This is a genomic window from Marinobacterium mangrovicola, from assembly GCF_004339595.1.
Taxonomy (GTDB): Bacteria; Pseudomonadota; Gammaproteobacteria; order Pseudomonadales; family Balneatricaceae; genus Marinobacterium_D; species Marinobacterium_D mangrovicola.
Genome location: NZ_SMFU01000010.1, coordinates 305,201 through 330,683 on the forward strand (window position 1 = coordinate 305,201; position 25,483 = coordinate 330,683).

At 59.0% G+C, this 25,483-nt stretch carries 22 protein-coding genes; 7 read left to right on the top strand and 15 right to left on the bottom strand.

Annotation, left to right across the window (positions count from 1 at the left end; translation table 11 throughout):
- Positions 1-9: 9 nt before the first annotated feature.
- Together rpsO and pnp are read left to right on the top strand one after the other, a co-directional pair.
- Positions 10-279: a 30S ribosomal protein S15 gene (gene rpsO / locus CLV83_RS16930; protein ID WP_104004872.1), complete on the top strand. Its 270-nt coding sequence runs from the start codon at positions 10-12 to the stop codon at positions 277-279.
- A gap of 233 nt (positions 280-512) precedes the next feature.
- Positions 513-2,612 carry a polyribonucleotide nucleotidyltransferase gene (gene pnp, locus CLV83_RS16935; RefSeq protein WP_132295147.1) on the top strand — a complete coding sequence of 700 codons (2,100 nt, stop codon included), beginning with the start codon at positions 513-515 and terminating at the stop codon, positions 2,610-2,612.
- 269 nt (positions 2,613-2,881) lie between these two features.
- Here pnp and CLV83_RS16940 read toward each other — a convergent pair whose 3' ends face one another.
- The 3 genes from CLV83_RS16940 to rsuA are packed head-to-tail and all read right to left on the bottom strand — an operon-like array spanning position 2,882 to position 5,338.
- On the bottom strand, positions 2,882-3,559 hold the full coding sequence (locus tag CLV83_RS16940) for a YciC family protein (RefSeq protein ID WP_165900335.1): 678 nt from the start codon (positions 3,557-3,559) through the stop codon (positions 2,882-2,884).
- Positions 3,560-3,602: 43 nt separating this feature from the next.
- Entirely contained in the window at positions 3,603-4,646 is a 1,044-nt protein-coding gene (locus CLV83_RS16945; RefSeq protein ID WP_132295153.1) for a class I SAM-dependent methyltransferase, read from the bottom strand.
- 2 nt (positions 4,647-4,648) lie between these two features.
- On the bottom strand, positions 4,649-5,338 hold the full coding sequence (rsuA, locus tag CLV83_RS16950; protein ID WP_132295156.1) for a 16S rRNA pseudouridine(516) synthase RsuA: 690 nt from the start codon (positions 5,336-5,338) through the stop codon (positions 4,649-4,651).
- Positions 5,339-5,449: 111 nt separating this feature from the next.
- Here rsuA and CLV83_RS16955 point away from each other — a divergent pair, with 111 nt between their 5' ends.
- On the top strand, positions 5,450-6,283 hold the full coding sequence (locus tag CLV83_RS16955; RefSeq protein ID WP_132295159.1) for a 6-carboxytetrahydropterin synthase: 834 nt from the start codon (positions 5,450-5,452) through the stop codon (positions 6,281-6,283).
- Positions 6,284-6,354: 71 nt separating this feature from the next.
- Here CLV83_RS16955 and CLV83_RS16960 read toward each other — a convergent pair whose 3' ends face one another.
- From CLV83_RS16960 to dksA, 10 genes are all read right to left on the bottom strand, one after another.
- The gene (locus CLV83_RS16960; protein WP_132295162.1) at positions 6,355-7,536 is read right to left on the bottom strand and encodes an acetyl-CoA C-acetyltransferase; all 1,182 of its coding nucleotides are present in this window, start codon (positions 7,534-7,536) and stop codon (positions 6,355-6,357) included.
- Between the two features lie 253 nt (positions 7,537-7,789).
- A complete protein-coding gene (gene panC / locus CLV83_RS16965) occupies positions 7,790-8,638 on the bottom strand; it encodes a pantoate--beta-alanine ligase (RefSeq protein ID WP_132295165.1) in 849 nt (282 codons plus the stop codon).
- 3 nt (positions 8,639-8,641) lie between these two features.
- The gene (gene panB, locus CLV83_RS16970; protein WP_132295168.1) at positions 8,642-9,436 is read right to left on the bottom strand and encodes a 3-methyl-2-oxobutanoate hydroxymethyltransferase; all 795 of its coding nucleotides are present in this window, start codon (positions 9,434-9,436) and stop codon (positions 8,642-8,644) included.
- Positions 9,437-9,494: 58 nt separating this feature from the next.
- Positions 9,495-9,986 carry a 2-amino-4-hydroxy-6-hydroxymethyldihydropteridine diphosphokinase gene (folK, locus tag CLV83_RS16975; protein WP_132295171.1) on the bottom strand — a complete coding sequence of 164 codons (492 nt, stop codon included), beginning with the start codon at positions 9,984-9,986 and terminating at the stop codon, positions 9,495-9,497.
- Positions 9,979-11,433 (bottom strand): polynucleotide adenylyltransferase PcnB, encoded by a 1,455-nt coding sequence (gene pcnB / locus CLV83_RS16980; RefSeq protein WP_132295174.1) that lies wholly within the window; start codon positions 11,431-11,433, stop codon positions 9,979-9,981. Before pcnB ends, folK begins: the two co-directional genes overlap by 8 nt.
- Before the next feature lie 621 nt (positions 11,434-12,054).
- On the bottom strand, positions 12,055-13,449 hold the full coding sequence (locus CLV83_RS16985; protein ID WP_132295177.1) for a sigma-54-dependent transcriptional regulator: 1,395 nt from the start codon (positions 13,447-13,449) through the stop codon (positions 12,055-12,057).
- A 36-nt stretch (positions 13,450-13,485) separates the two neighbouring features.
- Entirely contained in the window at positions 13,486-16,398 is a 2,913-nt protein-coding gene (locus CLV83_RS16990) for an ATP-binding protein (RefSeq protein WP_132295180.1), read from the bottom strand.
- Positions 16,388-16,561, bottom strand: coding sequence for a hypothetical protein (locus CLV83_RS22615; RefSeq protein ID WP_165900336.1), 174 nt, complete (start codon positions 16,559-16,561; stop codon positions 16,388-16,390). The genes CLV83_RS16990 and CLV83_RS22615 overlap by 11 nt, the downstream gene beginning before the upstream one ends.
- Positions 16,562-17,452, bottom strand: a complete 891-nt coding sequence (gene gluQRS / locus CLV83_RS16995) for a tRNA glutamyl-Q(34) synthetase GluQRS (RefSeq protein WP_132295183.1) — start codon at positions 17,450-17,452, stop codon at positions 16,562-16,564.
- Positions 17,453-17,526: 74 nt separating this feature from the next.
- Complete coding sequence (gene dksA / locus CLV83_RS17000; RefSeq protein ID WP_132295186.1) at positions 17,527-17,958, bottom strand: RNA polymerase-binding protein DksA; 432 nt, start codon at positions 17,956-17,958, stop codon at positions 17,527-17,529.
- 266 nt (positions 17,959-18,224) lie between these two features.
- On the opposite strand from dksA, the gene CLV83_RS17005 reads away from it, so the two are divergent.
- A complete protein-coding gene (locus tag CLV83_RS17005; protein WP_243642420.1) occupies positions 18,225-19,391 on the top strand; it encodes an aminotransferase class I/II-fold pyridoxal phosphate-dependent enzyme in 1,167 nt (388 codons plus the stop codon).
- Here CLV83_RS17005 and CLV83_RS17010 read toward each other — a convergent pair.
- Positions 19,388-19,705 (bottom strand): Rieske (2Fe-2S) protein, encoded by a 318-nt coding sequence (locus tag CLV83_RS17010; RefSeq protein WP_132295189.1) that lies wholly within the window; start codon positions 19,703-19,705, stop codon positions 19,388-19,390. The two genes, CLV83_RS17005 and CLV83_RS17010, sit on opposite strands and share 4 nt — an antisense overlap.
- Before the next feature lie 88 nt (positions 19,706-19,793).
- On the opposite strand from CLV83_RS17010, the gene CLV83_RS17015 reads away from it, so the two are divergent.
- Together CLV83_RS17015 and CLV83_RS17020 are read left to right on the top strand one after the other, a co-directional pair.
- Positions 19,794-20,810 carry a FecCD family ABC transporter permease gene (locus CLV83_RS17015; protein ID WP_207894927.1) on the top strand — a complete coding sequence of 339 codons (1,017 nt, stop codon included), beginning with the start codon at positions 19,794-19,796 and terminating at the stop codon, positions 20,808-20,810.
- Positions 20,803-21,570, top strand: a complete 768-nt coding sequence (locus tag CLV83_RS17020; protein WP_132295192.1) for a heme ABC transporter ATP-binding protein — start codon at positions 20,803-20,805, stop codon at positions 21,568-21,570. The genes CLV83_RS17015 and CLV83_RS17020 overlap by 8 nt, the downstream gene beginning before the upstream one ends.
- Here the strand turns inward: CLV83_RS17020 and CLV83_RS17025 are convergent.
- The gene (locus tag CLV83_RS17025; RefSeq protein WP_243642421.1) at positions 21,567-23,102 is read right to left on the bottom strand and encodes a bifunctional aminoglycoside phosphotransferase/ATP-binding protein; all 1,536 of its coding nucleotides are present in this window, start codon (positions 23,100-23,102) and stop codon (positions 21,567-21,569) included. The two genes, CLV83_RS17020 and CLV83_RS17025, sit on opposite strands and share 4 nt — an antisense overlap.
- A gap of 33 nt (positions 23,103-23,135) precedes the next feature.
- On the opposite strand from CLV83_RS17025, the gene mrcB reads away from it, so the two are divergent.
- The gene (gene mrcB / locus CLV83_RS17030) at positions 23,136-25,466 is read left to right on the top strand and encodes a penicillin-binding protein 1B (RefSeq protein ID WP_132295195.1); all 2,331 of its coding nucleotides are present in this window, start codon (positions 23,136-23,138) and stop codon (positions 25,464-25,466) included.
- Positions 25,467-25,483: the final 17 nt, after the last annotated feature.

Below are 25,483 nucleotides of genomic sequence, written 5' to 3' on the forward strand. Positions count from 1 at the left end.
GAGCTGAACATGTCTCTGAGCGTTGAACAGAAAGCACAGATCGTTGCTGATTACGGCCGTGGCGAAGGCGATACCGGTTCTCCGGAAGTGCAGGTTGCACTGCTGACCGCCAACATCACTGGTCTGCAGGATCACTTCAAATCTCACAAGCAGGACCACCACTCTCGTCGTGGTCTGATTCGGATGGTTAACCAGCGTCGTAAGCTGCTGGACTACCTGAAGAAGAAAGATGCTGACCGTTACCTCGAGCTGATCGGGCGTCTGGGTCTGCGTCGCTAAGAGTAAACTCGAAGGCCATACATCTGTATGGCCTTCGTTTTATCTGCTGTTTGGTCATCTGGTCGGCAGCAGTGCAAAAAGGGCAGGCCGGGCGGTGAGCTCAATCATCAAGCCCGTACTCAATTGTTCATTTCAAGGCAGTAACGCCTAGGTGTACAACTGAGTACAGGCTTCAAAGATGGCATGATTGATCACCACGGTTGCCCTCCCCTCAAATAAGTTAGGAGTAAACCGTGCAAGCGATTACCAAAACATTCCAGTATGGCAAGCACAGCGTAACCCTGGAAACCGGCAAGGTTGCCCGTCAGGCGACCGGTGCCGTGATGGTTACCATGGGTGGTGTTCAGGTTCTCTGTACCGTTGTCGGTGCGAAAGAGATGAAAGAGGGCCAGGACTTCTTCCCGCTGTCCGTGCACTACCAGGAAAAATACTACTCCGTCGGCCGTATCCCCGGTGGTTTCTTCAAGCGTGAAGCGCGTCCTTCCGAGAAGGAAACCCTGACCTCACGTTTGATCGACCGCCCGATCCGTCCGCTGTTCCCGAAAGGCTTCATGAACGAAGTTCAGGTCGTTTGTACCGTTATGTCTGCGGACAAGGTCAACGATCCGGATATCGCAGCGATGATCGGTACCTCTGCTGCACTGGCTATCTCCGGTCTGCCGTTCCTGGGCCCCATCGGCGGTGCTCGCGTTGGCTTCACCGAAGCTGAAGGTTACATCCTGAACCCGACCTTCGAAGAGCTGGCGGGTTCTGAGCTGGACATGGTCGTTGCCGGTACCTCCGATGCGGTGCTGATGGTTGAATCCGAAGCACAGGAACTGACCGAAGACGAAATGCTGGGCGCGGTTCTGTTTGCGCACCAGGAGATGCAGGTTGTCGTTTCCGCTATCAATGAGCTGGTGGCTGAAGCTGGCAAACCGAAGTGGGAATGGGCGCCGGCTGCGAAGAACGAAGCGCTGATCGCACAGGTTCGCGAGCAGGCTGCTGCCGGTATCGAAGCGGCTTACCAGGTGGCTGACAAGATGCAGCGTCAGAACGCACTGAGCGATCTGCGCGGCCAGGTGGTTGAAGCCCTGTCCGGCGAAGAAGGTCCGAGCGGCAAAGAAGTTGCCGGTATCTTCAGCTCACTGGAAAAAGAGATCGTACGTAACCGTATCATCGACGGTCAGCCGCGTATCGACGGTCGTGACACCAAAACCGTACGCCCGATCAGCGTTGAGATCGACCTGCTCAAAGGCGTTCACGGTTCTGCCCTGTTCACCCGTGGTGAAACTCAGGCGATCGCTACCTGTACTCTGGGTACCAGCCGTGATCAGCAGATCATCGACGCCCTGGAAGGTGAGCGCAAAGATCCGTTCATGCTGCACTACAACTTCCCTCCGTACTCCGTCGGCGAAGCGGGCCGTATGGGTGGCGCGGGCCGTCGTGAGATCGGTCACGGTCGTCTGGCACGTCGCGGTGTCGCTGCGGTACTGCCGACCCAGGAAGAGTTCCCGTACACCATCCGTATCGTCTCTGAGATCACTGAATCCAACGGTTCCAGCTCCATGGCTTCCGTCTGTGGCGCTTCCCTGTCCATGATGGACGCGGGTGTGCCGCTGAAGGCGCCGGTTGCCGGTATTGCCATGGGTCTGGTGAAAGAGAACGATCGCTTTGCGGTTCTGACCGACATCCTGGGTGACGAAGATCACCTCGGTGACATGGACTTCAAGGTAGCCGGTACCGAAGCGGGCGTTACTGCTCTGCAGATGGATATCAAGATCACCGGTATCACCGAAGAGATCATGGAAATCGCCCTGGAGCAGGCTCACGAAGCCCGTAAGCACATCCTCAAAGAGATGGCTCAGGTTATCGGTTACGCGCGTCCGGAACTGCCGGATAACGCACCGGCGATGCAGCTGCTGAAGATCAACCCGGAGAAGATCCGTGATCTGATCGGTAAAGGCGGCGCAACTATCCGTTCTCTGACCGAAGAGACCGGCGCCATGATCGACATCGAAGATGACGGCACCGTCCGCATCTACGCTGACGACAAGGCCAAGGGTAAGGCGGCTCTGGATCGTGTTATGGCGATCACCGCTGAGGCGGAAGTTGGCAAGATCTACGAAGGCAAGGTTGTCCGTATCGAAGACTTCGGTGCGTTCGTTAACATCCTGCCGGGCAAAGATGGTCTGGTTCACATCTCCCAGATCGCCAAAGAGCGCGTCAACAAGGTCACCGACTATGTGAACATGGACGACGTGGTTAAAGTGAAGGTGCTGGACGTGGACGTTCGCGGCCGTATCAAGCTTTCCATGAAGGACATGGAAGAGGACGAATCAGTTTCCAACTGAGTTCTCTAGCTAAGAAAAAGCCCTCCTAGTGAGGGCTTTTTTGTGTCTGATTGAAAGAGGGGTGGAAAACCGATCGTGGTTTTCGAAGGCCGGAGCAGCGTCGGCGCGAGTGTCCTGTGTGGGGTGTGGGTATCCGCGGTTTGAGATTTCAGCGGCACGAGGCCGCTAAAGCGAGCGTATGTGGTTGGCTGCAGGAGTAACGACCCCGCAGCTGGTGCGGGGTCTTGAATCTCTGCGGGGTCTGGCTCAAACGCCTGGAGGCGGGCTGGTTAAATCACTCCGTCGCGTTTATCTTCGCGGATCACGCAGTAGATACGGAAGCCGTAGATGGTGACCAGCACGCCGGCGAAGTCGATCAGGGCGCCGGCCAGGGTGCTGAGGATCATCTGCTCGAAAAGCGCCTGGGTGATCAGCACGTTGGCCAGGAACAGCAGGCCCATCAGCAGCGCCAGGCCCTGCAGCAGAACCCAGAAGTAGTCGGAGGTGCTGTCCCAGCTGCTACGCATCGCAGCGACCGGGGATTTACGTTCCAGCACACAGGCGTAGTCGGCCACGGCGAAACGGACCCCGAAGTAAACGCCCGGAACGACCAGTAGCATCAGCCCCAGAGAGATCGCCAGCAGATTAAGGATGTAGGTCAGCAGCAATCGACCCCAGCTACTCAATGCGCTGAGGACGGCGGTCATCGGATGCACGGGTGCGTCATCGATAACCGATTGCAGGTAGATAATCGTGCCGCCCAGATAGAGTGGCAGCAACAGTATGCGTGTCAGTGACGCAAGTGCTGCGTTCATCTGCACTTCCGGGTCAGCGGCATCGCCGATGTTGCCGAGCAGGGCGTAATTCGCCAGCGCAATGATCAGCAGAAAGGGCAGCTGGATCGCTGCAAGCGCGAATAGGTGCTGACGAAAAAAGAACAGCGTCTGACGCAAGTAATCGAAGGCCATAACTCTCCCGGTCATGAAGTACTAGTCATGAGAAACCCAGGCGTTAACCCTTGGGTTTACTCAGTTGTATCAGTTTGAAGTGACCATTATCGGCATGGCAGTGAATCTGCGCAAACAGACCTCGGGCCTTGCGCTCCAGCGGTATATGCTGGTTCACCACGAAGCAGGCTGTGCCCTGAGGGGCAAGTAACCTGCGTGTCTGCTGCAGAAAACGGTCGGTCAGGTCGCCCTCGACACCAAAGCCGGCGTGAAAGGGCGGGTTACAAAGTATCGTCTCGAACTGGTCTGTCAGTGTATCGCCGGCATCGCTGGCCACCACCTGCGCCTGGGTGTAGCCCCTGGCCTGTAGATTCGCACGGCAGGCGATCAGTGCGGCGGCGTTGTTGTCGGTACAGGTCAGCTTCGCTGAGGTTGCGCAGGCGTTCAGCGAGAGATAGCCAAAGCCACAGCCCAGATCGAGGATACTTCCCTGTAGTGGCAGCGAGCGCCCCAGCATTTCGGCCAGATTGGCGATCAGGAAGGCGCTGCCTCTGTCTACCTTGTTCCAGCCGAACAGGCCGGGTTTGCTGAGGTACTGACCGGCGTCTTTGAGGTCGAGTTCCCGCATCTGGGTATAGTTCTGGTCATCCAGAGGTTCATCGGCGGCTTTGCCAAGGCTCAGACTGCAGTGCCAGACGCTGCCCTGTTTCTGTTCTGCCTTATCGCCACCGAGACACTGCTGTGCCTTGCGGGCGTATGTCTTGATCCCTTCGCCCTTGTCACCGATCAGAATCAGCTCACCCTCGGGCCGCAGTAGCCGGGCGGCTTCATTGATCAGATGATGGACCACCGCTTTCTCCTTGGAAACGCGGTAGATGATCTGCTCCAGGCAGGCTTCCGGCCACTGACTGAGGTCGAAGTCGGAAAGCTCAGCGCTCCAGCCCTGCTCGCGCATGGCGCGTATCAGATCGAAGCGGTTGCCGACCACCTGGGTTCCTTGCTGCGGAGCGAGCAGTTGCGGCGGAATATTTTCGTCCACTATCCAGAGGCGGCGTTCGGCTGGTTGACGGAGCTCCTGAACGAGCAGGTTGAGCGCTGTATCAGTCATGCTTAGATGCTGTTGATCTCGTCTGCGGTGAGGTGGCGGTATTCGCCCGGGAACAGATCGTCATCCAGTTCGATGGCGCCGATGCTCTCACGATGCAGCTCGACTACCCGGTTACCCAGGGCTGCAAACATCCGTTTAACCTGGTGATAACGGCCTTCATGGATGACCACGCGTGCCTGGTTTTCGCTCAGGATGGTCAACTCCGCGGGCTTGGTGGGGAAGCGTTCGCTATCCAGCTTGATCCCCTTGGCGAACTTATCCACAGCATCGGCGGGAATGGGGTCGGCGGTGGTCACCAGGTAAACCTTATCGGTCTTGTGTCGCGGTGAAGTTGCCCGGTGAGCCCATTTGCCATCATCGGTGATCAGCACCAGGCCAGTGGCATCGATATCCAGGCGGCCGGCGATATTCATCTCTTCCGCTCTGGGTAGCTCGATCAGGGCCAGCACTGTCGGGTGGGTTGGGTCGTCATTGGCACAGACCACACCATCCGGCTTGTTTATCATCAGGTAGCGCGGCTCAGGACGTTCCATCGGCCGGTCGTTGAGACTCACCTGGTCGCCCTCTTTGATATGGCGCGCGGGGTTGCGCTCCAGCTCACCGTTGACGCTGACTTCGTCGGCGTGAAGCAGGCGTTTCACCTCTTTACGGGATAACCCGGAGGATTTGGCCAAGTATTTATCGAGTCGCATAAGAATCCGGCAGTTTGAAAAGCGCCTAGTATAACAAGAGAGCGTCTGATTCCTTATCCTGACCGCTTCGATAGGTTAAAATATGCGCCCCCTGAATCTGCGAGGCCTATTGTGAAGCTGTTTGTTGAAAACCTGACCCATGTTGATTTTTCTTACCTGGACGCACAGCGCGGTTTGCTGGGTGAGTCCTGGAAGGTCAACCTGATCCTTGACGGTTCGCTGGATGATCAGGGGATGATCTGTGACTTTGGCGTGGTTAAAAAACGGGTCAAGCAGTGGCTGGATGATTTTGTCGATCACTGCCTGGTGGTCGCCGAGGAGATGCCGGGTCTGGAAGTTTTCCGGGGCGAGGAGCGTACCGAACTGACCTGGAACTATCCTGCTGCCGGCCAGCTGCGTTGCAGTGCACCAAAACAGGCGATTGCGCTGGTGCCTGGCTCCGCAGTTACACCGACAGATCTGGCTGACTGGTGCCGCCAGCAACTTCTGGCGCTGTTCCCGCAGCAGGTTCAGGGTGTTGAGCTTGAGTTCGTGGCAGAGCAGATTGATGGTGCCTATTATCATTACAGCCATGGTCTGCAGAAACATGCGGGCAACTGCCAGCGTATCGCCCACGGGCATCGTTCACGCATTCAACTGCTGCGCAATGGTCAGCGTGACGCGGCGCTGGAAGCGCACTGGGCGGAAAAATTCCGTGATATCTATATCGGTACCCGGGAGCATCTGCGGGCTGAAGGTGAAACCCATCACTACGTCTATGACGCGCCCCAGGGGCATTTTGAACTCAGCCTGCCGGCTTCCTGCTGTTACGACATTGATACCGAGTCGACGGTTGAGCTGATCGCCGATCATCTGGCCAAGCAGATCAAGGTGGACTATCCGCAGGATCGTATCGAAGTGCGGGCGTTCGAGGGGATCGGCAAGGGCGCCGTGGCCACCGCCTGATAGGGATAGGACAGAATAAAAAAACGGGCAGCTCAAGGGCTGCCCGTTTTACGTTAGTTTTCAGCCAGGGCTCAGTCGCGCTCGATCGCCAGCGCGGTGCCCATGCCGCCGCCGATACAGAGAGTAGCGAGGCCTTTTTTGGCGTCGCGCTTGATCATCTCGTGTACCAGGGAAACCAAGATACGGCAGCCGGAGGCGCCGATCGGGTGGCCCAGTGCAATGGCGCCGCCGTTAACGTTGACCATATCGGTGTTCCAGCCGAGGTCTTTGTTCACCGACATCGCCTGGGCCGCAAAGGCCTCGTTGGCTTCTACCAGTTCCAGATCATCGATACCCCAACCTGCTTTTTCCAGCGCCTTGGTGGTAGCGCAGATCGGACCTGTACCCATGATTGCAGGATCCACACCGGCAGAAGCGTATGCCTTGATGCGCGCCAGAACCGGCAGGCCCAGCTCAGCGGCTTTTTCAGCGGAGCAGAGCATAACGGCAGCGGCGCCGTCGTTGATGGTGGAGCTGTTACCGGCGGTGACGCTACCGTCTTTTTTGAATGCCGGACGCAGTTTGGCCAGGGCTTCAACGGTGCAGCCGAAGCGCGGCTGTTCGTCGGTATCGAAAACAACCGGATCGCCCTTACGCTGCGGGATGCTCACCGGGATAATCTCGTCCTTAAAACGACCTGAGCTGACAGCGGCTTCTGCCTTGTTTTGGGAGGCGGTAGCGAAGGCGTCCTGCTCTTCACGGGTGAAACCGTATTTCTCGACGATGTTCTCGGTGGTGATACCCATGTGGTAGTTGTTGAAGGCATCCCAGAGGCCATCGGTGATCATGGAATCGATCATCTTCCAGTCGCCCATGCGGGCGCCGTTGCGGGAATTAGGCAGCAGGTGCGGAGACTGGGACATGTTTTCCTGGCCGCCGGCGATGATCACGTCTGCGTCGCCACAACGGATCGCCTGGGTAGCCAGCTGCAGAGCCTTGAGACCGGAGCCGCACACCTTGTTGATGGTCATGGCCGGTGTTTCCTGATCGAGGCCACCGTTGAGGCTTGCCTGACGCGCCGGGTTTTGGCCGCAACCGGCAGTGAGTACCTGGCCGAGGATTACTTCATCTACAGCAGAGGGAGCAATACCGGTTTTTTCCAGCAGTCCCTTGATAACGGTAGCACCCAGATCGGATGCCTTAACTGAAGCGAGTGAACCATTGAATGTACCAACAGCCGTACGACCGGCCGCCACGATAACAACGTCGCGCATAGGTGTGTGCCTCTCTAACTCGTTCTAGTTGTGGTCTTTCTTCTGCGATTCATGCTAGCGCGGTCAGATGACCGGTTAATGGCATGAGCAGCGGAATTGAGCTATGGGCGGTCTGTGCAAACAGGTGTTCAATTCACAGACCTTAATTCCCGAGTCTGCGGTAAGGCTTTATAGAGTGTCAAGCGAGGAGGGATGAGACTATGGCCTAGCGCAGGGCTCTGGCGCGTCTGCAGAGCCCTGCGTGGGGGAAGCTTTAGAGGCTGACTTCGATATTGTCGATCAGGCGTGCGGCACCGAGATAAGCTGCAGCGATGATCACCAGCTCACGGTCATCGGCAGTGGCTGCAAGCATATCGCTGCGCCGCAGGATATGGATGTAGTCACGCATAAAGCCGGCTTTTTCCAGCTCGCTCTGCGCCTGCTCGATCAGGGCAGCGTAGTTCGAGCCTCCCTCCTCAAGCGCCTTCGCCAGTGCCTGCAGGGTGGCGTAGAGCTTGGGAGCGACCGCCAGTTCTTCGGCGGTCAGATAGCCGTTGCGGGAGCTCAGAGCCAGGCCGTTGTCGGCACGCTCGGTACCGACGCCGATCAGGCTGACTGGCATCGACAGGTCTTCAACCATGCGGTTGATAACGTGCAGCTGCTGGTAATCCTTGCGGCCGAACACGGCCACATCGGGCTGGATCAGGTTGAACAGCTTGTTCACGATGGTGGTCACGCCGCGGAAGTGGCCAGGGCGGGTGGCGCCGCAGTACAGGTCAGAGATGCCCGGTACTTCCACGAAGCTCTGTCCATCGCGGCCCTGGGGATAGATCTCCTGCTCCTGGGGTGCGAACAGCAGGTTGCATCCGAAGGCCTGCAGCTGTTCCTGGTCCTGTTCCAGGGTGCGCGGGTAGCGCTCCAGGTCTTCGGTAGGGCCAAACTGCAGCGGATTGACGAAGATCGATGCGACGACGAAATCCGCATTCTTTACTGCGGATTCCACCAGGCGCAGATGCCCCTGGTGCAGGTTGCCCATGGTGGGCACCAGGCCGATACGTTTGCCGGCGCGGCGTTCCGCCTGGAGGCGTTCACGCAGCTCCTTGATGGTGTTAACTGTCTGCATCTGTTATTCGAATCCGTGTTCGCTGGCAGGGAAGCTGCCGTTTTTGACCTGTTCGGCATACAGCGCGAAAGCGCCCTGAATACTGCCGGCTTCGGCTAGGAAGTTTTTCACAAAGCGGGGTGTGCGCCCCGGTGTGATCCCGAGGATATCGTGCATCACCAGCACCTGCGCATCGGTATGCGGGCCGGCGCCTATGCCGATCACAGGGATACCGGCATTGGCGGTAATCTCCTGCGCCAGCACCGTGGGTACACACTCCAGCAGCAGCATGCTGGCGCCGGCTTCTTCCAGCCTGCGGGCATCTTCGATCATCTCCAGTGCCGATTCGCGGGTTCGGCCCTGAACGCGATAGCCGCCCAGCTTGTTGATCGTCTGCGGGGTCAGGCCCATGTGCGCGCAGACAGGAACGCCACGCTCAGCCAGCATGCTGGTGGCTTCGCACAGCCAGCGACCGCCCTCAAGCTTGAGGATATGGGCGCCAGCGCGCATCAGATCGGCACCGCTTTGCATCGCCTGTTCAGGAGTTGCGTAACTCATGAACGGCAGGTCGGCCATGATCATGGCGCCCTGGTTACCACGGGCTACCGCCTCGGTGTGATAGACCATCTCTTCGAGAGATACCGGCAAGGTGCTGTCCCGCCCCTGAAGCACCATGCCGAGGGAGTCGCCGACCAGGATCATCTCGATTCCGGCGGAGCTCACCTGGTGGGCGAACGTCGCGTCATAGGCAGTCAGCACGGCGAATTTTTCGCCTGCTGCTTTACGTGCGGCGAGGGTATGCAGGGTGATGTTACTCATAGCGCTCTCGACCTTATATGTTGTCTTTTGGTGTCTGTCGCGTCGCGAAAAGGGCGGATTATAGCCCTATCTTTTCGAGTGTGCCCATCGGGCAAAGGGATAATAGCTTAGACAGGGGCGTTCCATCCGGCAGGATCAGAGAGGGGGCGATCTCTGCCAGCGGCCAGAGGACAAAACCTCTTTCCCGCATGAATCTGTGGGGTACCACCAGGCGCTCGCTTTCGATCTGTTGCTCTGCGTAGAGCAGGATATCCAGATCCAGTGTGCGCGGGCCCCAATGGCGCTCGCGTACGCGTCGATGCGCTTGTTCAATCGCCTGTAGTTCATCAAGCAGCGCCTCTGGAGCAAGCCGGGTGTTCAGTTCGGCCACCGCATTGACGAAGTCTGGCTGGTCCTGTGGACCGACCGGGTCGGAGCGGTACAGCGATGATGCTGCAACCAGTTCGGTGTCCGGCAGGCTGGTCAGTTGCTCCAGAGCGGTGCGAACCTGTGCCTGCGGGTCCTCTAGGTTGCTGCCCAGGCCGATGTAACAGCGGATCGAATCAGTCATCGCTTTGCGGCTTGCGAGGTTTACGGCGGCGACGGCGTTTGCGCGGTGCGCGTTCGACATCGTCGCCCGGTTTCTGCAGTTCGGAGCGCTGGTTCTCGTCGGCGTTCTGGTAGTCGGTCCACCACTGGCTCAGGCCCCCCAGATCTTCGCCACTGGTTTCACGCAGCAACAACAGGTCGTAGGCGGCGCGGAAGCGCGGATGGGTAACCAGCTGATCGGCACGACGCTTGCGCGGCAGACGCTGCTGAAGTTCCCAGATTTCACGCACCGGTGCGGAGAAGCGGCGTGGAATGGCGGTTGAACGTACCTGTTCGGAGAGTACCTCGTTGGCGGCCTGATGCAGACACTGCAGAGCAGGCTGGTCGCGCTCGTCGAGCAGCTCCTGGAAGCGGCGCTGCATCGGATACCAGAGCAGGGCGGCAAACAGGAAGGCCGGGGTGACGCTCTTGCCTTGGGCAAGACGGCGGTCGGTGTTGCTCAGCGCATTCTCGACCAGAGTTTCCACTGGATACTCTTCGGAGTCGAGCATCGCATCGGTCTGTGGGAACAGGGTGCGGAACAGGTCAAAGCGTTTCAGCTGGCGCAAAGACGCTTCGCCGTGACCGCTCTGCAGCAGCTTCAGCGCTTCATCGAACAAGCGCGCCGGCGCAATGCGGGTCAGCATCGGGCCCAGCTTGTGAATCGGCTCGGCGGTGCCGGGTTCGATTTCAAAGCCTAATTTGGCGGCGAAGCGGGCGGCACGCAGCATGCGCACCGGATCTTCGCGGTAACGGGTTTCCGGGTCGCCGATCATGCGGATCTGGCGCTTTTTGATATCACGGTAGCCGTTGGCGAAGTCAAGAATGCTGTGGTCGGCGACGCTGTAATACAGGGCGTTGATGGTGAAGTCGCGGCGCAGGGCGTCTTCTTCGATGGTGCCGTAGACGTTATCCCTGAGGATCATGCCGGACTCGGACTGCTTACCATGCTCGCCGTTGTTGTCTTCGCTGTCGTGACCGGCGCGGAAGGTGGCGACTTCGATCAGTTCTCGACCAAAGCGCACATGCAGCAGCTTGAAGCGTCGACCGATCAGGCGTGAGCGGCGGAACAGCTCCTCGCCCTGTTCAGGGTGAGCGGAGGTAGCCACATCAAAGTCTTTGGGGTGCTTGTTGAGCAGCAGGTCGCGGATACAGCCGCCGACGAGATAGGCTTCGTAGCCCTCATCGAGCAGTCGGTAAACCACCTTCATCGCATTATCGTCGAGCTTCTGCCGGGCGATGCGATGTTCCTCTTCAGGAATGCTGAGACGCTGCCCCAGAGGCTGCTCTTCGGTGCTTTGCGCAGAAATGTCTGCGTCCGCAGCCGAGGCGCCTGGAACAGGTGTGTGTGCGATGGTGTAACGCACATAGATGAAACCCAGCAGCGGGATTGCCACTACCAGCAACAGGATCAATAACGAAGTGAGCATCAGTGCAGGGTCGCTGTGTGAATAAGGATCAATAATTCAAAGGTGCCGCATCATAGCATTTCGGGGGAGTATGCTGTAGTCCGCCATGCGAAGCGTTGTTTCGCTGGGTTTCAGAGGTACTTACGTTGTTGCAGAGGTAGATACGTGACAGAAGTACTGGGCAGGTTTGGTTAAACGATGTCAGTTCGAGCAATTAGCCAGTGAGGTGGTCGAGCAGGGGGAAAACGGAAGTAGGTGGGGGGTGCTGATCACAAACTTGCCACCTCAGGTGCGCATCTTCGGTTTATTATTTTTATTACCGTTAATGGCCGGGTAGTCAATTCTGTGATCAGCCAAGCCTCATTTTTATTTTTATTCGAGGCGGGACACCTTTCCGGAACGACTATTTTTATTTTTATTGATGTCGAACCTTCGCAGGTCGTCGTTGTTGTTGTTCTGATACGTATAAAGCAGATGCTGTGCCAGGTTTTTTAAGTTATTGAAACTATTCGGTTAAATAATTTTTGTAACCCTGTGGCGGAGAAGTGTTACCTGGGGAGTGTTACCGCCAGTCACGTTTGCTGCGATGCATCATGGGTAGATAGGTAACACTTAAGAAAGTGTTACCCTCGTTCTTAAGTGTTACTTCTTTTGTTTACGTGGAATGCCCAGCTTCTGGCGGCGCTCCCACAAGCACTTGCGGCTGACACCCAGCGTACGTGCCAGCTCTGTCTCGCTCATCTGTTCCTGGTTTTCCAGTACGAAGCGCTGGAAGTAGTCATCCAGTGACAGGTCGGTACGCGCACGACGATTGCTGCCGGCGCCGGAAGAGGCCGCCAGTTCGACCTTGCTTTGTTCGTAGCTGTTTTCCAGGGTACTGAGTGACAGATGATCGGTATCCAGGCCAAGCAGCTCCGGGGTGATCTGTGAGCTGTCGGCGAGAATAACCGCGCGTTCTATGGCGTTCTCAAGCTCACGCACATTGCCGGGCCAGTTATAGCCAAGCATCACTTCGCGGGCCGCAGGGCTCAGTGACAGCGGCCCGGCGTCGAGCTTGCGGGCCTGGCTCTGCAGGAAGCGTTCGGCCAGCTCGATAATATCCTCACCGCGTTCGCGCAACGGCGGCATGCGCAGTTCCATGACATAGAGGCGGTAATAGAGGTCTTCGCGGAAGTCGCCCACCTTAGCCAGGTTTTTCAGGTCACGGTGGGTGGCGGCGATCAGGCGGACATTGACCTTGCGGGGCTGAACGGCGCCGACGCGGCGGATCTCGCCCTCCTGCAGGAAACGCAGCAGGCGCGCCTGGGCTTCCAGTGGCAGCTCGCCGATCTCGTCAAGGAACAGCGTACCGCCATCGGCGGATTCGATCAGGCCGCTGCGGGTCGCGTTAGCACCGGTGAAGGCGCCTTTCTCATGTCCGAACAGTTCGGATTCGATCAGGGTGTCCGGAATCGCTGCGCAGTTTACGCAGATCATCGCCTTGCCGGCGCGGTCGCTCTGCTCATGGATGGCGCGGGCGGCCAGCTCCTTGCCGGTACCCGATTCACCCAGAATCAATACCGTGGCATCGGTACGGGCCACCTTGTTGATGCGCTTGAACAGATCTTGCATCGGTTGGCACTGGCCGATGATCTCGGTCTGGTTACTGGCGGCGCTTTCGACAGGGGGCTCTGCGTCCACGGCGTTGCCGGTGCGCTCCAGTACGCTGCGTACCGTGGCCAGCATCTCGTCGTGGTCGAAAGGTTTGGCGATATAGTCCACGGCGCCGAGTTTCATGGCATCGACGGCGGAGCGCAGACTGGCGTAGCTGGTCATGATTAGCACCGGCACCGGTCGTGACAGCTCGATCAGATCGGTTCCACTGGCGCCGGGCAGGCGCAGATCGCTGATGATCAGATCAAAATCGGACAGCTGAAACTGCTCGGTCGCTTCGGCAACCGAGGCGGCATCGCTTACGTTATAGTCGTTTTTTTCGAGTAAGCGTTTGAGTGCTGAGCGGATGATCGACTCATCCTCAACAATCAGAATTCGGCTCATATGGCTGGGACCCTTGGTTCTCTCTTGCGGTACGGGTCAGGAAAGGTTTCCGCTGTACCGGGGTAAGGTTATAACCACCTGAGTGCCATTCTTCTGGTTCTTATTGGCGGGGCTTAGAAGTTCGATACTACCATAGTGTTCCGTGATTATGTTGTAGACCAAAGATAACCCCAGGCCTGTACCCTTGCCCGGTTCCTTGGTGGTAAAGAAGGGCTCGAACAGGCGGTTCATATCCTGGGCGGAGATGCCGCTACCGTTGTCGGTGATCGTCAGCTTGATCCTGCTTTGCTCCTCTTTTGCATCGACCACAATCCGCCCGTCATCGGGAGACGCATCACTGGCGTTGTTGAGCAGGTTGATAAACACCTGCAGCATCTGCTGTGGATCGGCAGCGATCTGAAGAATTGCCGGTACCCGGTTTTCAAACTGTTGTTGTCGGGTGCGACTGTCCAGTTGTACCAGGCGTATGGCGTCGGCCGCCAGATCATGCAGGGAGGTGGGCAGGTGTTCGCCGCTGTTCTGCTGTCGGCCGGTGTGTGCAAAACGTACCAGTGAGCGCACGATCCGGCTGATCCGTTCTGTCTGTTCTACGATCTGGTCGCCGGTGGTGAGGATCTCCCGGTTATCCGTTTCCAGCTTCAGGTTTTGCGCCAGGCAGGCGATGCCGGTGACCGGGTTGCCGATCTCATGGGCGACGCCAGCGGCAAACTGGCCAATGGAGGCGAGCCGTTCCTGGTGCGCCAGGTTTTTCGCGATCAACTGATACTCGGTTTCATCCTCTATCAGCAGCACCATGCCGCCGCGGGCGCCGCTGTCCAGTGAGGCCTTGTGCAGCGTGAACCAGCGGGGCTTGCCATCCAGCTCCAGTTGCACCGCCGTCTTGTGGTAGTTGTCGCCGCTGGCAAAATCACCGAGCAGGTCACTCCAGGGGGCGGGCAGTGTCCATAACGGCGCACCGATACAGCTTTCATCGTCAACGCCGGTGTAGTGGGTCAGTTCGCTGTTCCAGAACTGGATGCGCATTTCGCTATCCAGGGTACAGGCGCCGATCGGCAGGCGCTGTAGAGTCAGGCGGTGGTAACGACGCAGTTGATCAAGTTCGGCGGCAAGGCCGGAAAGTTCGGCGTCATAGCGTTCAAGCTGGTTCTCCAGCAGGTGGATCTCACGGGCGCGGAAGCCGCTGCTGGCCTGGAGCGATTGCGGGTTCAGGATCGCTGTCGCCTCCACCGGCCCGAGCAGACCCGAAAGGTTGTACTCCAGCTGACTGCGCAGACGCAGGATATCCAGAGGACGCAGCTCGCCCGCCGGTAGATTCAACTCTGCCCGGGCGCGATTGATTTCGCGTCGGGCGCTTTCCTTGCCTACGCGGGGCTCAAGTTGCGCCTGCAGGTCTTCCGCCTGTCCGGCGGCGGCACTGGCACCGAGCGGTCTCTTCAGGCCGTTGAGTACGCAGGCGTTGGCGCTCTGGCGTTCGGCGTCGCTACCGGGAAAGAGAATCGAGCCGAGAATCATCAGGCCCATATTCAGCAGTAAAGAGAACAGTGTTACCAGGTGCCAGTTCTCGTCGTTACCGCTGGGGATATCGAGCAGGAACAGGTCTCGGTGCAGCGGCAGGGTCAGCGCAAACAGCCAGACGCCAAGACCGCCGGCCAGACCGAGGAGAAAACCGTTGCGGCTGGCGCCTGGCCAGTAGAGCGTGGCCAGCAAACCGGGAAGGAATTGGACAAAGGCGATCAGACCCAGCGAGCCGAGCTGACGCAGGGAAAAACGCTCGCCAAAGGAGATATAAAACAGATAGCAGCTGAAGATCAGTAACACGATCAGGAAACGGCGCAGCCACAGCAGCCAGGTGTAAAAGCGGGTGTGTTCCGGGCGTTTCAGCAGCGGCAGGACCAGGTGGTTCTGCATCATCGACGCCAGTGCCACGGCGGCCACAATCATTAACCCGCTGGCGGCGGAGAGGCCTCCCAGCAGGGCGATCAACGTAAGCCCGGGGTGGTTCAGGGCATTGCCGAGCATCAGCACCGAGAATTTGGCTTCACCGGCGAGCCCGCCGCTGGCCAAGTTGGCCCAGTAGATCGGCGGCACGCAGATCGCCAGAAGTAAAAGTAGCAGCGGTACCACCCAGGTTGCCTTGTAGAGGCTTTCCGATGACACATTTTCGGTAAACGCCAGATGGAACATGTGCGGCATCACGACCACCGAACCGGCAAAGGCCAGCACCATCACCTGCCAGTTGCCTCTGCTCTCGGGGTGCTGCATCTCAGTCAGAACCGAAGGCACCGCTTGCAGCCAGGCCGCCAGCCCCCAGGGGCCATCAAACACACCGAAAAAGGCGAAGGCCGCGACCGTCAGCAGCGCCGCGACCTTGATCAGCGACTGAATGGCGATTGCCGCTACCAGGCCGCTATGGCTGTTGCGCAGGGATGCGTGCCGGGCGCCGAAAAGAATCGCAAACAGCGCGATCAGAGCGCAGAAAACCGCGGCGATCTGATGGCGGCTGATATTGTCATTGAGGTAATAGAGCGAGTCCGAGACCGCCTGAATCTGGATCGAGATCAGCGGTAGGCTGGCGCACAGCAGGGCCAGGGTGGTCAGGATGCCGACGCGGCCGCTACGAAAGCGAAAGGCAAACAGGTCCGCCAGAGACGATAGCTGGTAGGTGCGGGTGATCCTGAGGATCGGCATCAGCAGCACCGGCGTGAGCATAAAGGTGGCTGCCGCGCCCAGATAGGGAGCCAGGTAGAGGTAACCGGACTCCGCCGCCATGCTGAAGTTACCGTAGAAGGTCCAGGCGCTGGCATAGACACCAAACGAGAGCGCGTGAACCATCGGGTGGTGAATCAGCTTGCGTGGCAGGCGGCCCTTCTCCGCCAGGTAAGCGGCGGTAAACAGGCAGAGCAGATAGCCGAAGCAGAGCAGCAGCAGTTGGGGTAGTTCAAAGTTCATGGCGGTGCCACTGTTCGATCAGAAGAGTCAAAATACACAGTCCGGCCCAGATCAGAAAGGGTTGGTACCAGGGGCCCTCGCTGAACAGCCAAAGATCGAGAAGGCCCGGCACGAGCAGGGCCGTGATCAGCGACAGCAGCAGAAGCAGACGGTGGGTATACATTCAGCAGCTCTCCGGCGGCAGGGTCAGACCCCGGGGAACCCGCGCCAGTGACCAGTGTGCTACCGCCCAGGCAAGGATCTCTTCGCAGGAACTGTACTGCGCCTCGGCCGGCGGGATATGGCCAAGCAGGGTCAGCGCTCTTATCAGTTGCTGACGGATTTCGTCCCGCTCCAGTGACAGGGGCTCAGCAAAGGTCTGTTTGCTCAGCTTCTGGCCCTCGGCGTTGGTCAGTACCGGGATATGGGCGTAACTCGGCTGGCGGTAGCCCAGGTGATGTTGCAGCACCATCTGTCGTGGCGTTTCATCGATCAGATCGGCGCCGCGTACTACCTGATCGATCCCCTGCGCCTCGTCATCGACGATCACCGCCAGTTGATAAGCAAAAAAGCCGTCGCGGCGAAAAATAACGAAATCGCCACGGCCAGGATCGGCCGGATAGACTCTTTCACCCTGGATGCGGTCGTTAAAACTCAGGCTTTCATCGGGGTAGATCGCTCTCACCGAGGTGGTCGCGTCGGCCGTCGGGGCGTGATTCCGGCAGTAGCCATCGTAGGAGTGCTGGGCGTCTCGGAGTTTCAGCTGCTTGCGGCTGCATTGGCAGTGATAGGCGAGCCCGGTGTGGATAAGTTGATCAAGGGCAGCCTGGTAGAGCGGATGGCGCTGACTCTGGTAGACGACTTCGCCGTCCCAGTGCAGCTTGAACTGTTCGAGAGCGTTAAGAATAAGCGTGCTGGCGCCCGGTACCTCGCGTGGTGGATCCAGGTCCTCGATACGGACCAGCCACCTGCCATTTTGCGCGCGGATATCCAGATAACTGGCCAGGGCGGCCAGCAGGGAGCCGAAATGAAGGGGGCCGGTGGGCGAGGGGGCAAAACGACCTGTGCAGCTCAAGGTTGCCGGTTCCTCCTTTAGCCTCCCGTATCGACATGGGGACCGGAGTGGACTCCGGTCCCGCAACTGTCGGTTTAGCCGCCGAGCTGCTTCTCTTTGATTTCAGCCAACGTCTTGCAGTCGATGCAAAGCGTTGCGGTCGGACGAGCTTCCAGACGGCGGATGCCAATCTCGACGCCGCAGGCATCGCAGTAGCCGTAGTCGTCTTCGTCGATCCGTTCCATCGCTTCGTCGATCTTGCGGATCAGTTTGCGCTCACGGTCACGCGTTCTCAACTCGAGGCTGAATTCCTCTTCCTGGCTGGCCCGGTCGCTCGGGTCGGCAAAGTTGGATGCTTCTTCCTTGAGATGCGTAATGGTGCTGTCCACTTCTTCCATCAACTGGAGTTTCCAGTTTTGCAGGATGGCGCGGAAGTGATCTTTCTGCGCTTCGTTCATGTACTCCTCACCGGTATCAAGCGGATAAGGTTCGAAGTGCGTGAACTGTGATTCGGTTGTATTTGGCATTGGCGCAGCCTCACATCTAGGGCCGGTTTGACGGGCTTTCCCGGGTGCCGGGCCCTGATCCTGATTAGGGAAACCGCAGTACGCGGTATCTCAAAAGCCGGTGAAATTACCAGAAGCCTTCCCTTTAGGCTAGACCTGATCGGTGGATTTGCGCACTTTGCGTGGCTGGCTTGATCCAGCTGCGGGTGGGCAAATTACGACCTTGGTCGCTCTGCTTCATTGGGTTGGGCGGTTATACTCTGGCTCAGTTCAACGGAGGATATAAGGTGAGTGCAAAAAACTGGAGTTCAAGGGCCAGGGCAATCGATTCATTCAAGGTGATGGATCTGCTCAAGCGTGCGCGTGAACTGGATGACCAGGGCTTTGATGTGGTCCACATGGAAGCCGGAGAACCCGATTTCAGTGCCGCGCCGCTGGTCAAGGCAGCGGCTAATCAGCTGATTGAAGCAGGCAGTATCCAGTACACCCCCGCGGGCGGAATCGCGCCGCTACGCCAGCGCATCGCGCAGTTTTATGCCGAGCGTTATGGCGTACATATCGGTCCCGAGCGTGTGCTGGTGACACCGGGGGCATCCGGAGGGCTGCTGCTGGCATTCACGCTGCTGGCGGAGAAAGACAGCAGCTTTATGATGGCTGACCCAGGTTACCCCTGTAATCCGCAGTTTCTGCGCCTGGTTGAAGCGCGGGCGCAGCGGGTGAGGGTGGATGCATCGACCAACTTCCAGCTCACCGCCGAGTTGGTGCGCCAACACTGGCAAAAGGATACGGCCGGCGTCCTGCTGGCGTCACCGGCAAACCCCACCGGATCGGTGGTGCCGCCGGATGAGATGGCCAAGATCGCCGCGGTGGTGCGTGAGCTGGGTGGCGAGCTGATCGTCGATGAGCTCTATCACGGCCTCACCTACGGTTTTGATGCCGAGACCGCACTGGCGCTGGACTCCGACGTGATCGTCATGAACAGCTTCTCGAAGTATTTCGGCATGACCGGCTGGCGGCTGGGCTGGCTGGTGGGGCCCGCAGATGCGGTGGCGGAGATGGAGAAGGTGGCGCAGAATCTGTTTATCTCGCCGCCCACCATCTCCCAGCATGCGGCCCTGGCCTGTTTCGAGCCGGAGTCGATTGAGCTGTTCGAGCAGCGCCGCGCCGAGTTTGGCAAGCGACGGGATCTGCTCGTGTCCGGTCTGCGTGAGCTGGGTTTCGGTATCGCGCGACCGCCGGAAGGGGCGTTTTATGTCTACGCCGATGCCAGTCACCTTACCGATAACAGCTTCGACTGGTGTTGGTCGCTGCTGGAGGAGGATAAGGTGGCGGCAACACCCGGTGCGGATTTCTCCCGTTTCGATGCGGAGTGTTACGTGCGCTTCTCCTACACCACCGGGCTGGATCGGATCGAGCTGGCGCTGGAGAGGTTGGCGAAGCGCGGCGCCCGTTAAAAGTCGACGAGCACTTTTCCCTCTTCAACCCGGCAGCGCAGCTGATCCAGCTTCTCGCCGGGGCAGGGGCCGGCGATGCACTCGCCCTCATCGATGGTGAACAACGCGCCATGGGTGGCACACTGGATGTACTGTTTTTCGTAGTCGAGAAACTGGTCCGGCTGCCACTCCAGGCGGATGCCGCGATGGGGGCAGTTGTTGCGGTAGGCGAATACCTGCTCGCCACGGCGGATCAGCAGCAGCGCGTCGAGTTCGATATCGAAACCGCGGCCCTCGCCGTCCGGCAGATCGTCCAGCTTGCAGATCTCCTGCATCGGGTTTTCCATTCGTTGGTTTTGGTAAAGTGTCGTTACTAAGGATGCTCTTATTCAGGGCACTGATTTTACGGCGGGAGAGATCGATTTGCCCAGTATTAGCCGGTCCCCGGTTTTATTCAGACTGGTATTGCTGCTGGCGCTGGTTGTGCTCGGTGCTGCCAGCCTCAACTACGGTGCGCTGCAGCTGGATCATACAGCCTGGCTGACGCCGGACAGCGACCAGGGGCGAGTGCTGTATCAGTTACGCCTGCCCAGACTGCTGCTGACGCTGTTTGCCGGCGCATTGCTGGCAGCCACCGGCGCCGCAGCTCAGTCACTGTTTCGCAATCCACTGGCGGATCCCTCGTTGATTGGCGTATCCGCCGGCGCGGCACTGGCCGTAGTGACCCTGATGGTATTTGCCGGCGGCTGGCTGGTGCAGCATCGCTTTGCCGAGTTTGCTATGCCGTTGACCGCGTTTATGGGCGGGCTGGCGTCTACCTGGCTGGTGATGCGGCTGTCACGATCCCTCGCGGGGGTATCGGTGACTACGCTGCTGCTCACTGGTATGGCGATCAACGCCATCGCCATGGCGGGTATCGGTGCCCTCAAGTATCTCTCCGATGAGCTGACACTGCGCCAGGCCAGTTTCTGGCTGATGGGTAATTTCAGCGTACAGGGCTGGATGCCGGTGATCGTGCTGACCTGCGTGGCTTTTCCGGTGTTGTTGCTGTTGGCACGAGAGGGGCGCGAGCTGAACCTGTTGCTGCTCGGCGTTTCCCAGGCTCAGCTGTTGGGTGTGGACGTTGCCAAACTGCAGCGCCGCCTGGTGGTGCTCTGTGCGCTGGGCGTTGGCTCCGTGGTGGCTTTCGGTGGTCTGATCAGCTTTGTGGGCCTGATTGTGCCGCACCTGGTGCGATTGCTCAGTGGGCCGGATAACCGTCACCTGCTGCCGCACTCGGCGCTGTTAGGGGCATTTTTCCTCAGTCTCGCGGATCTGCTGTCGCGCATGCTGGCCAGCCCTGCGGAACTACCAATCGGTATTCTGACTGCCCTGGTAGGCGGCCCCTTCTTCCTGTTTGTACTGCTCTACCGGATGCGGCGCGGAGGTGGTTATGCTTGAAGCGCGCTCACTGGCCTTTGAGGGCGGCGGTTCGCGGCGTATTCAGCCGCTGCAGCTGGAACTGGCGGGTGGTCAGATCCACGTGGCGCTGGGGCCAAACGGGTCTGGAAAATCGACGTTGCTGGCGCTACTCAGTGGCTTGCTGGAGCCCGGCTCCGGAGAGGTGCTGCTGCGGGGGCGTAACCTGCATCGATACTCTCTTGCCGAGCGTGCCCGCCATCTGGCGGTGATGTTGCAGAGCCAGCCGTTGGATTTCGCCTTCCCGGTGCGGGAGGTGATCGCCATGGGCGGTTATCCACTGGATCTGAGCCTTCCGGAGCTGGATCAACGTATCGAACAGCTGGCAAGGGGGCTGGATATCGCTCATCTGTTGGAACGCAGCTATTTGAGCCTCTCCGGTGGCGAGGCGCAGCGGGTTCAATTGGCACGGGTGCTGGCACAGCGGGGGCGGGAGCCTTCGGTGATTATGCTGGATGAGCCGCTGACGGCGCTGGATCTCAAACATCAGCACCAGGCACTGATGCTGTTGCAGCAGTTGGCCGTCGAAGGGCATTCGATTTTTATCGTGCTGCATGATCTTAATCTGGCAGCCTGCTATGCCGATCATGTTCTGCTGATGCGTGAGGGCGACCTGGTGGCGCAGGGGCAGTGCGGCGAGGTGATGACCGCCGAGACCCTGTCCGCGCTCTATGACGTGCGTATCGAACGCTACGAATCATCCGGCGGACAGGCTCTTTTCAGCAGTGCAGGCGGTCGTTAGTCTTCCAACAGTTTCTGGCCGCGCAGCTGGGCCAGCAGCTGCTCGATCGCTTCGTCATCACGGGTATCCACATCCAGAGTGACCAGGCTCTCTTCAGCGGTGATCGGGTGCAGCAGCTCCTGCTGGCGCAGCATCACCTCCACATCGGCATCGGAGGGATCGGTGCCCTCTTCAGCACGCCGCTTCAGCCTTGCCTCGATCAGGTTCTGGTCACAGTGGCAGCTGATAATTCTCACATCCACCTGCTCTTTTGCCGCCATCTGGCGGAACAGATTGCGGCCGCGTAGACGGATAAAGGTGGCGTCCACCACCACGCTGATCCCTGCACGCAGCATGGCGCGAGTGCTGTCCAGCAGGTGGTTGAAAGTGCGCAGATTCATGTCGGAGCCATACAGCTCCAGCTGCTGGCTGCGCGATGCCTCGCGATAGATCCGCTTGCGCTCCACATCGGAACGGATGCGGATGGCGCCCATCGCCTCGAACAGACGCTTGCTGAGATAGCTTTTACCGCTGCCGCTGACGCCGTGCATCAGCAGCAGGAACGGCGGCTTGGGAGTGCAGTAGCGCTCGGTCAGATGCAGGTAATGACGGAAGGCATCGATATCCGGGTGATCGCCCAGCATGGCGACCTTGGCACGCACCATGGAACGATAGGCCTTGTAAAAATCGAGTAGCACCAGGCCGTCATAATCGCCGGTTAATTCCAGGTAGCGGTTCAGACAACGGTTAGCCCAGCGGAACTGTCCGTTCGCTTCCAGGTCCATGAGCAGGAACGCCAGGTCACAGATGGTGTCTATCCAGCGGAACTGCAGGTTGAACTCGATGCAGTCGAACAGGCGCAGGTGGCCCTGATACAGGGTGACATTGCCCAGGTGCAGATCGCCGTGGCACTCGCGGATATGCCCCTGGCGCTTGCGAGCGGCGAGGGTGTCCTTGAGGGCTTCAAAGCGTTGCCGGGTGAAGTTTTCCAGTTTCTCCAGCAGTGCGATGTCATCCGCGGAGAGCTTGGAATGGTCCAGATGCGCGTAGTTATCGAAGACGGCGCCGGCGATCGCATCCGCCTCGCCCCAGGGGCTGTCCTGACCGACGATGGGAATACGCTGGTGGAAATCGGCAATCTGGGCCGCGAGGACATCGATCCATTCGGCCTGGAACTGATGCCGTTGCAGCAGCTGGTCCAGGCGCTGGCCGGACTCGAACTGGCGCATGCGCACGGCGTACTCGATCGGCGCGGAAGCGTCGCCCAGCAGGGGGGCGGATTCGGTGCCGCTGATCGGCACGACGGCCTCGTAGATATCGGGTGCCAGACGCTGGTTCAGGCGCAGTTCTTCCTCGCAGCAGAAGCGTCTCTGCTCGAGTGTGGTGAAATCGAGAAACCCGAAATTGACCGGCTTCTTGATCTTGTACGCGTAGTCGCTGGTGAGCAGTAGCCAGGAGATATGAGTCTCTATCACCTCGATCTCTGAGACGGGGTGGGGGTAGTGCTCCGGCAGGCGCAAGCGTTCGATCAGTTCTGGTACCATGGCGCGCATTCAGTCGATAAAGCTCCGGATTATACTGACACGATGAGTAAAAAGAGAAATAGCCGCAAGCCCGCACGGGGTCGAAAGGCCTCACGCTCCTGGTTCAGAAAGCTGCTTGGGCTCCTGCTCAAGCTGGCGCTGGTGCTCTCGGTGGTTGCTGCAGCGGGGCTGGTTTATCTCGATGCCCAGGTGCGGGAAAAGTTTGAAGGCAAGCGCTGGGCGCTGCCGGCCAAGGTCTATGCCAGGCCGTTGGAACTATACCCGGGCCAGGCGCTGACCGCCGATGATTTCAAAATCGAGCTGCAGGCGCTGGGCTATCGCTCCGTCTCCTCGGCGAGCCGTCCCGGTACCGTGCATTGGTCCGGTAACTCCGCCCGTATCGTGACCCGTAGCTTCCCCTTCCCGGATGGTGTTGAAGCTTCCCGTACACTGCAACTGGATTTCGGCTCAGGCGGTTTGCAACGTCTGCGTGACGGCGGTGGTGGTTCACTATCGCTGGTGCGGATGGAGCCGATGATGATCGGTGGTATCTATCCCAAGGATAACGAAGACCGTGACCTGATCCGCCTGGAGGATGCTCCGCCGTCACTTCCCGCTGCGTTGATCGCTGTGGAAGACCGGGATTACTACGACCATTTTGGTATCTCCCTGCGCGGTATCGCCCGTGCCATGTGGGTGAATGCGCGCGCCGGCCGCTTTGTGCAGGGGGGCAGTACGCTAACCCAGCAGTTGATCAAGAACTTTTACCTGACGGCGGATCGTACGCTGGCGCGTAAGCTGCTTGAGATGCCGATGGCAGTGCTGCTTGATCTGCATTACGACAAGGAAGAGATTCTTGAAGCCTACCTGAACGAGGTTTACCTGGGGCAATCCGGTGCCCGGGCGATTCATGGCTTCGGTATGGGTAGTCGTTACTACTTCGGCCGCCCCGTCGGCGAACTGTCACTGGCGCAGTCTGCGCTGCTGGCCGGGCTGGTCAAAGGGCCGTCCTACTTTGATCCCCGCCGTCATCCAGAGCGCGCGCTGGAGCGCCGTAATCTGGTGCTGCGCCTGATGAAAGATCAGGAGAAGATCGATGAAGAGCAATATCAGGCAGCCGTTGATGAACCGCTTGGCGTGGTAGCGCAAGGTGGTCTGCGCAAGGGCGCTTATCCCGCTTACCTGGATCTGGTGAAGCGTCAGCTGCAGGAGGAGTACCGCGATGAAGACCTGAGCTCTGAGGGGCTGCGTGTATTCACTGCGCTGGACCCGCTGGTGCAGTCCCGCGCCGAGCGTGCTCAGCAGGACTGGCTGAAGAAACTGGAAAGTGGTTACAACCTGCCCGCCAATGAGCTGGAAAGCAGCATGGTGGTGGCCGACCCGCAGACCGGTGAAATTCTCTCCGTGATCGGTGGTCGTAACAGCAGTTACGAGGGTTTCAACCGCGCCCTGGATGCGCTGCGTCCGGTGGGTTCTCTGGTCAAACCTGCGGTTTACCTGACGGCGCTGGAGCAAGGCTATACCTTGGCTTCGCAGATCGAGGATGAAGCCTTCGACCTGGAACTGCCCAACGGTGATATCTGGTCGCCGGATAACTTTGATCATAAGAGCCACGGTGATGTGGCACTGCACTATGCGCTGTCGCGCTCCTACAACCAGGCCACCGCCAAACTCGGTCTGGATATCGGTGTGGAGAAGGTGGTCGATATGCTGGAACGCCTCGGTGTCGATAGGGAGCTGAAACCCTATCCGTCGCTGCTGCTCGGCGCCCAGGCACTGTCGCCACTGGAGGTGGCCGGTGTCTACCAGACCATCGCAGCCAACGGTTTCCGCGTGCCTTTGCGGGCGATCCGCTCGGTTACCGATGCCGAGGGTGAGGAGCTATCACGGTATCCGTTCAAACTGCGTCAGCAGGTCGACCCCCGACTGGTGCACCTGATTCAGTACGCCATGCAGGAGGTCGCGCGAGAGGGGACTGCCCGCTATTCCTACTCGGTGCTGCCGAACAACCTGAATATCGCCGGTAAGACCGGCACATCCAACGGTCAGCGCGACAGCTGGTTTGCCGGATTTACCGGTAATCGACTTGCGGTTGTCTGGGTGGGACGCGATGATAATGCCACTCTGCCGTTTACCGGTTCCGGTGGCGCCCTGCGTGTCTGGACCGATTTTATGCGGCGAGAACACCCCGAACCGTTTTATGCTTCGCGCCCCGAGGGGGTGGAGTATGCCTGGATCGACGAGGCGACAGGTCTACAGTCGGACAAGCGTTGTGAAGGCTCGCAGCAGTTGCCTTTCCTGGCCGGCACGGAGCCGCAGGATAGTGTCGATTGTGGGCAGCGACGGTCGAGGTCAAATAACCCACTGGACTGGTTCCGTGGTTGGTTTCAATGACACCGATATCAATTGAA